Source organism: Acidovorax sp. KPB24-03, assembly GCF_057546605.1.
In genome coordinates this window covers 1-1,743 of the sequence record NZ_BAAJYR010000578.1, presented here as the reverse complement: position 1 = coordinate 1,743, position 1,743 = coordinate 1, and the positions used below count along the sequence as shown (strand labels likewise).

Genomic DNA, 1,743 nt, shown 5'->3' with positions numbered 1-1,743 from the left:
GGTCGCCTACGCCAGTCAGGCCGGCCAGGCCGAGCGCATGGCGCTGCAGAGCGCGGCCGCATTGCAGCGCGCCGGCTTGGGTGTGGCCGTGCAATCGCTGCAGGCGCTCACGCCCGCGATGCTGGCCGGGCACCGCCGCGTGCTGCTGGTGGCCAGCAGCTTCGGCGAGGGCGAGCCGCCCGACAACGCCCGCCGTTTCGCCCGGTTGCTGACACAACAGCCGCCAAACTCGCTGCAGGGCGTGCGCTACGGCCTGCTCGCGCTGGGCGACCGCAACTACACGCGCTTTTGCGGCTTCGGCCACGCTTTGGACGAAGGCCTGCGCCGGGCGGGCGCCGGGCCGCTGTTTCCGCTCATCGAAGTGGACGACGCAGATCCTGCGGCCCTGGCCCGCTGGAGCGAGGCCCTGGCCGCATTGGACGGCGTGGCGCATCTGGCCCTGGAGGGAGCCTTGGCGGAAGGCGGTATGGCGCCCGTCTACGCGCCGTGGCGCCTGGAACGGCGCGATTGCCTCAATCCGGGCAGCCTGGGCCACCCCTTGTTTGAGGTGTCGCTCACCTCAGGCACCCCGGCCGAATGGCATCCGGGCGCCTTGGTGGAGGTGCTGCCGCGCCACGCGCCCGAGGCCGTCGTGGCCTGGCTGCAAGCCGCGGGTGCCGATGGCGCTGCACCGGTGCAGCATGGGGGCGTCAGGACCACGCTGGCCGAGGCCCTGGCGGTGAGTGTGCTGCCCCCGCTGCCGTCGGGCGCGGCAGAGGTCCATGCCCAAGCCTGTGCCGATGCGCTGGTGGCCCTGGCGCCCCGCACCTACTCCGTGGCCTCCCTGCCTGGCGACGGCGCGCTGCAGCTGCTGGTCCGCCAGGAGCGGCATGCCCAGGGGCTGGGGCTGGCGTCGGGCTGGCTCACCGCCCATGCCCCGCTGGGTGCCGAAGTGGCTTTGCGCCTGGTGACCAATCCGCGCTTCGATGCCGCCCCGGGCGACGCACCTTGCCTCTTCATCGGCAATGGATCGGGCCTGGCGGGCTTGCGCTCCCACCTGCGGGCTCGGGTGCGTGCGGGCCACCGGCGCAACTGGCTGCTGTTCGGCGAGCGCCAGCGGGCTCACGACAACCTGTGCGCCGAAGAAATCGGTGGCTGGCAGAACCAGGGCTTTCTCGAACGACTGGACCGGGTTTTCTCCCGCGACGGGGAGGCCCATCGCCATGTGCAGGACCGGCTGCGCGATGCGGCGGGCCCCTTGCGCGAATGGATCGCGCAGGGCGCGGTGGTCTATGTGTGCGGCAGCGCCGAAGGCATGGCGGCCGGCGTGGACGCGGCGATGGTGGAGGTGCTCGGAGCCGATGCCGTTGATGCGCTGATCACCGAGGGCCGCTACCGGCGCGACGTGTACTGATCCGCTGCAGGCCGACACGCGGCGGCGGCTGGGGTGATGAGGCCCGTGCCGCCGCTGGTACGGCTCAGCGCAGGTCGCCGTACTGGGTGTTGCTCAGATCGGGCGAGCGGGCGTCGCTGCCCGGCATTTCCGTGTCTTCGAAGCCGGTGGGCGTCGAAGGCAGCAGCGGTCCCGAGCGCGTGGACACCCCCGTGCGCGGTGCTGGTGCGGGAGGCTTGGCCGCGGCGGCGTTGTCCAGGGCCCGCTTGAAAGCTGCCACTTCGTCGGCCTCGATCGGGTCGAACGCCTTGGCAGGGGCGCGGGCCGGCGGGGCCGGTGGCACCAGGGGCGCGCTGCGCGGCGCGAGCAGT

1 protein-coding gene and 1 pseudogene are annotated in these 1,743 nt (G+C 72.8%); one reads left to right on the top strand and one right to left on the bottom strand.

Features of this window, described 5'->3' with window-relative positions; all coding sequences use genetic code 11:
- On the top strand, nucleotides 1-1,393 hold a 1,393-nt coding region (locus AC27KI_RS24140), incomplete at its 5' end, for a sulfite reductase subunit alpha (protein WP_487116266.1).
- 64 nt (nucleotides 1,394-1,457) lie between these two features.
- On the opposite strand, the pseudogene AC27KI_RS24135 reads toward AC27KI_RS24140, so the two are convergent.
- Nucleotides 1,458-1,743, bottom strand: a pseudogene (locus tag AC27KI_RS24135) (hypothetical protein); the annotation flags it as partial.